At 66.6% G+C, this 5,680-nt stretch carries 6 protein-coding genes; 1 reads left to right on the plus strand and 5 read right to left on the minus strand.

Going from position 1 to position 5,680, the window contains the following annotated elements:
* From VFS34_05790 to pilM, 4 genes are all read right to left on the minus strand, one after another.
* The coding region (locus VFS34_05790; protein ID HET9793956.1) for a hypothetical protein at positions 1 to 284 on the minus strand (284 nt) is incomplete at its 3' end.
* Positions 281 to 946 carry a type 4a pilus biogenesis protein PilO gene (gene pilO / locus VFS34_05795; GenBank protein ID HET9793957.1) on the minus strand — a complete coding sequence of 222 codons (666 nt, stop codon included), beginning with the start codon at positions 944 to 946 and terminating at the stop codon, positions 281 to 283. The genes pilO and VFS34_05790, both read right to left, overlap by 4 nt.
* Positions 947 to 958: 12 nt before the next feature.
* Positions 959 to 1,591, minus strand: a complete 633-nt coding sequence (locus VFS34_05800; protein HET9793958.1) for a PilN domain-containing protein — start codon at positions 1,589 to 1,591, stop codon at positions 959 to 961.
* Between the two features lie 4 nt (positions 1,592 to 1,595).
* Positions 1,596 to 2,648 (minus strand): type IV pilus assembly protein PilM, encoded by a 1,053-nt coding sequence (pilM, locus tag VFS34_05805; protein ID HET9793959.1) that lies wholly within the window; start codon positions 2,646 to 2,648, stop codon positions 1,596 to 1,598.
* Positions 2,649 to 2,830: 182 nt separating this feature from the next.
* Here pilM and rpmB point away from each other — a divergent pair, with 182 nt between their 5' ends.
* Positions 2,831 to 3,046, plus strand: a complete 216-nt coding sequence (gene rpmB / locus VFS34_05810; protein HET9793960.1) for a 50S ribosomal protein L28 — start codon at positions 2,831 to 2,833, stop codon at positions 3,044 to 3,046.
* Between the two features lie 66 nt (positions 3,047 to 3,112).
* On the opposite strand, the gene VFS34_05815 is transcribed toward rpmB, so the two are convergent.
* Positions 3,113 to 5,299, minus strand: a complete 2,187-nt coding sequence (locus VFS34_05815; GenBank protein ID HET9793961.1) for a bifunctional (p)ppGpp synthetase/guanosine-3',5'-bis(diphosphate) 3'-pyrophosphohydrolase — start codon at positions 5,297 to 5,299, stop codon at positions 3,113 to 3,115.
* Positions 5,300 to 5,680 lie beyond the last annotated feature (381 nt).

Below are 5,680 nucleotides of genomic sequence, written 5' to 3' on the forward strand. Positions count from 1 at the left end.
TCGAGCTCGTCGACCGAGAGTCCCGCGATCCCCGGCGGCCTCGACTCGCGGGCGCGCTCGCGGACGAGGAGCGACTTGAAGGGATCGCGGCGGCCGGCCGGGTCGTAGACGTACTGGCGCCCCTCGATCGTCGTGTCTTCAGGCGCGGGCGCGGGCGCCGCCGCGCCGGCCGCCGGCGCCGGGGCGGGTTTCGCCGGCGTCTTCTCCTTGCGGGCGCCCTGCGCCGATGCCGCCGCGGCGGCGAGGAGGATCGCGGGAACGAGGAATCGTTGCGTGGTGTTCATTCGGTCGGGAGGTCCTTTCCCTTCACGGCCGCGGCGCCGCGCTGCACGTTCCCCTTCTTGGCCGGAGGCGGAGCCGTCCCGGAGGGCGCGTTCTCGTCGCCCGTGTAGATGAAGGTCTTCGCCACGAAGGTCGCGTTCAGCGTCTTCCCCCGGACGTTGGTGATGTCGTGCATCCGCAGGTCCTCGACGTTGATGATCCGCGAGAAATTCGCCATCCGCGAGAAGAAGAGCGCGAGGTTGTGGTACGTCCCGTTCAGCACGATGTTGAACGGATACTCCTTGTAGAAGTCCTTCGGGATCGGCTCGTTCGTGCGGAAGACGAGGAGGCTGAAGTCGCCCTGGTGGACGAGGGCCTCGACCTTCTTGATGAGGTCCTCCGTGTCCCGCTCCGGCGGAAGAACCTGGAGCAGCTTGTGGAGCTCGAGCTCGAGCTTCTTGACCTCTTCGCGGAACTGCGCGAGCTTTCGCTCCGCCGCACGCCCCTTCTCGATCTCGGCCGAGAGAGACGCGTACTTCGCCTTGGCGGCGTCGATGTCGCGCCGCCGCGGCGCGAAGAACTGCCATTCGGCGACGACGACGAGGAGCCCGCCGATGACGAGACCGGTGGCCGCCGCCTGCCACATCGGCTTGTCCTCGAACTTGAAGAGATCTTCGAGCGCCATCTCAGGACCTCGTCACGCGGCCGGCTTCGCCGCCGGCGGAGTGGCCGGCGCCGAGCCCGGCGTCGCGGTGGCGGGAGCGGCGGGCGTCTCGGTCGGCGTCACGTACGTGAACGTCACCGAAAGCCCGAAGTTGTAGATCGGCCCTTCCTGGTTCAGTGCCTGGAAGCGCGGCTCGGCGAAATAGGGACTCTTCTTGAGGTTTTCGATGAAGTTGGCCACGGCGTTCGGCGTCATCGCCTTGCCGTTGATCTGGATCGCATTCCCGATGAGATTCATGCTGTTCAGCCAGACGAGATCGGGCAGCGCCTTGGAGACCTCGTCCATCAGCCGCACCGGGCCGTGCTGATTGCGCTTCAGGTCGTTGATCAGGTTGATCTTCGCCTCGAGGCTCGCCTTCTTCTTCTCGTACCCGTTGACCTCGTCGATGATGGACTTGAGTCGATCCACTTCCGCCTGGGCGCGGCGGTTCTTCTCGTCCCAGTCGCGCTTGACCGAAGCGACGTGCCACCACATCCCGAGGAAATAGAGGATCGCAAGGGCGATGCAGCCGACGAAAACGGCGTTGTTGATCCTTCCGGTCGCGACGGTGGCCACCGGCGCGCGCGCCGCCGTCCGCCCTTCGGAGAGCAGGTTGATCTTGATCAAGCGGTCATCCTCCGACCTGCCGCACGGCGAGTCCCACGGCGATCGCGAGCATCGGCGCGTGCTCGGACAGCCAGTCCTCCGACACGCCGCTCCCCGAGGTCTGGATCTGTCGGAACGGGTTCATGATCTCGACGGGGATCCCGAAGCGCTCCTTCAGCTGCGAATCCAGGTTGACGACCCGCGCGGAGCCCCCGGAGAGGACGATTTCGTCGATCCGCTCGGTGGCGGTCGTCGCGGTGAAGAAGTCGAACGTCTTCTGGAGCTCCTGCGCCATGTCCTGCGAGACGGCCTGCAGGATCGGGAGCGCGGTCGTCAGCGTGTGCTCGCCGACCTTCTCGCCCCGCTTCAGGCTCTCGGCCTGGTCGAAGCTCAGGTTGAACTCCTTCTGGAGGGCGTCGGTGTACTGGTTCCCGCCAAAGGAGATGTCACGCCAGAAGATCGAATTGAGCCCCGAAAGGACGTTGACGTTCGTCACGGACGCGCCGATGTTGACGAGCGCCACGACCCGGCCGGGGGTGAGCGGATAGTTGACCTCGTACGCGTTCTGGACCGCGAAGGCGTCCACGTCCACGAGGACGGGGGTCTTCCCCGACTGGGAGATCACGCCGGTGTACTCGGCGATCTTGTCTTTCTTGATCGCGACGAGAAGGACGTCCATCCCGTCGGCGGTGGCCGTATCGAGCACGACGTAGTCGAGGTTGACGTCGTTGATGTCGAACGGGACGTACTGCTCGGCTTCCCACCGGATCGACTCGGCGAGCTCCGATTCGGTCATCCGGGGAAGGTTGATCTTCTTGATGATGACCGAGTGGCCGGAGAGGGACGTCCCGAAATTCGTGTTCCGGACGTTCAGCGCGCCGTCCAGCCGGTTGATCGCCTCGACGACGAGGGAGGAGTCCATGATCGCTCCGTCGACGATGGCCTCCGGAGACAGGCTCTCGACGCCGGCCTTCAGGAGCTTGTAGGTGCCCCCCTTCCCCTGCTTCAGCTCGACGAGCTTGACCCCGGAGCTCCCGATGTCGAGGCCCACGAGGTTTTTCGATTTGCCAAACAGCACTCGGCTCACCTACTCGTCAAAACGGTCTGGGAACGTCGAATGGGACTCGTAGCAACTGGGAAAAAAGTAACAGATGCGTAAAGGCCTGTCAAGACAAAACATTCACGGCCACCGACACTTAGCCCTCTTCCCAACCGCGGGAGCGCATGCTAGGATCGCGGTTTCGTCGAGGAGGAACCGACATGGCCCAGGGATGTCACTTCTGTGGAAAATCGGCGGTCTCGGGCAACCGGGTCAGCCATGCCCATAACGTCACGAAGCGGCGGTGGCATCCGAACGTGAAGAGCGTCCGCGCCGTGGTCGGGGGCGCGACCCGTCACGTCAACGCCTGCACCCGTTGTCTCCGGAGCGGCAAGGTCGTGAAGCCGGCCGTCCGATCGAAGACCGCGACCGCCTAGCGGTTCCCGCTCCCCTTCCGGGCGCGCCCGCGCCGTCCTTCGACTCGCCGACTCGCGACTTTCGACCTAGGAGGCCGGGACGGCCGAAATGATCGGCGCGTGCCTCCGCACCTCGCGGACGCCGGCGATCGCGCGCAGGCGCTTCGACACCTTCTCGAGCTGCTTGACGCCGCTGATCTCCAGGACCACGACGATCTCTCCCGTTCCGTCCTCGGCGGCCTTCGCCTCGATGCGGCGGATGTTGATCTTCTCGTTCGCGATCGTCTGCGTCACGTCGGCGAGGAGCCCGGACCGGTCCTCCGTCGCGAGGCGCAGCTCGGCGGGGAACTTCGTCTCCGGCCGCTTGCCCGACCAGGTCACCGCGATCTGCCGCTCCGGGTCGTACATCAGGTTCACGACGTTGGGGCACGTGGTGGAGTGGACCGACACGCCCCGGCCGCGGGTGACGTAGCCGACGATCGGCTCGCCCGGAAGCGGGCTGCAGCACCGCGCGAGCGTGGCGAGCAGGTCGTCGTAGCCGACGACCTCGACGGCGGGCGCGCCGAACGGGAGGATCTTGCGGGCGGCCCGCCCGATCGCCGAGCCCCCCTCGGAGGACGGGACGCGCGCGATCTCGTCGGCGGGGATGAACCGCTCGAGCACCTGTCGGGACGCGATCTTGCCGAACCCGACGGCGGCGTAGAGGTCCTCGATCTTCGACATCCCGAGCTCGGGGAGGAGATCGGCGAACCCTCCTTCCGCCTCGAGCTTCCGGACGGAGCGCTTGAATCGCTTGAACTCGCGATCGAGGAGCTTCCGGCCGATCTCGATCGACCTCTCTTTTTCCTGCGCATGGATGAAGTGGCGGATCTTGTTGCGCGCGCGCGAAGTGACGGCGAAGGAAAGCCAGTCGCGGGAGGGCTTCCCCGCCGGCGACGTCAGGATCTCGACCCAGTCGCCGTTGCCGAGCGGCGTCTTCAGCGGCACGAGCCGGCCGTTCACGCGCGCTCCGACGCAGCGGGCTCCGACGTCGGAATGGATCCGGTACGCGAAGTCGACCGGCGTCGCGCCGCGCGGGAACGCGAAGACCTTTCCCTTGGGCGAAAACGTGTAGACCTCGTCGGGATAGAGATCGACCTTCAGCGAGTTCAGGAACTGCCGGGGATCCGAGACCTCGGTCTTCAGGTCCGCGAGCCGGCGGAGCCAGTCGAAGCGCGCGTCTTCCGGCGAGGCGTCGAGCCGTCCCTCCTTGTATCGCCAGTGCGCGGCGATGCCCCGCTCGGCGACGACGTCCATCTCGAACGTGCGAACCTGCACCTCGAACGGCGTGCCGCGCTCCCCCATCACCGTCGTGTGAAGCGACTGGTAGAAGTTCGGCTTCGGCATCGCGACGTAGTCCTTGAAGCGCCCGGGGACGGGCCGCCAGACCTGGTGGATCAGTCCGAGGATCGCGTAGCAGTCCTTCACCTCGCGGCAGACGATGCGGAACGCGAGGATGTCGTAGAGCTGCGCGATCTCGAGGCCCTGGCGCTTCATCTTCGCGTGGATCGAATAGAGCCGCTTGACGCGCCCGCGGACCTGGCTCTCGATTCCCGCCTGCGAGAGCGCCGTCTCGATCCGCCGCTGGATCTCCTCGACGAGGCCGCGCGTGTTCTTCAGCCGCGACTCGACGTCGCGGGAGAGCTGATCGTACGCGGCGGGCTCCAGGTACCGGAACGCGAGGTCCTCGAGAGGCCCCTTGATGGCTCCGATGCCGAGCCGGTTCGCGATCGGCGCGTAGATCTCGAGCGTTTCGCGCGCGATCTCGACGCGCTTGTCCTCGGGCAGGAACTCGAGGGTGCGCATGTTGTGGAGCCGGTCGGCGAGCTTGACGAGGATCACGCGCAGGTCCGACGCCATCCCGAGGATCATCTTGAGGAAGGTTTCCGCCTGCTCCTGCTCGCGGGAATGGAACGTGAACTTGCCGATCTTCGTGACTCCGTCGACGAGCTCGGCGACTTCGGCGCCGAAGTGCCGGGCGAGGTCTTCCTTCGTCACTCCCGTGTCCTCGAGGATGTCGTGGAGGAGGCCGACGACGATCGTCACGTCGTCCGCGCGGATGTCCGCGAGGATCCCGGCGACGTTCATCGGGTGGATCAGATACGGCTCTCCGGAGCGGCGGGTCTGCCCGTGGTGCTCCTTGGCCGAGAAGACGTAGGCCTTCCGCAGGAGCGTTTCGTCGCTCGCCGGGTTGTAGGCCTGGACCTTCTCGAGGATTTCCTCGAACCGGATCATCCCTGTAATTGTAAGGCCGGCGTCGCCATGCATCGATCCGGGCGGGACGGGGACGGCCCGCCGGCGGGCTTAACGTACGCCCCGGTACGCCGCGCCCGCGAGCCGGGCCGCCCCCGCGCGCCGGGCTCGCGCCTGGCGACGCCTCAGCGTCGAGCGGGTGTCAGGGGAATTCTTGGAATCGAGCCTCGGATACTCAGACCCGCGAGTTCGACCTGACTTTCGGCTCGAGACAGAACTCTCCGCCACGGAGGACCAGGCGTGGTGAGGCGCGAGCCCGGCGGGATGCGGGGAGCCCGGCCCGCGGCCAAGGCGTACCGCGGCGTACGTCGCGGCCGCGGGCGGGCTTCACGCGCCCGCCCGGCTCGATGCATCGCCGCGCCT

The sequence above is a fragment of the Thermoanaerobaculia bacterium genome (assembly GCA_035717485.1).
Lineage (GTDB): Bacteria > Acidobacteriota > Thermoanaerobaculia > UBA5066 > DATFVB01 > DATFVB01.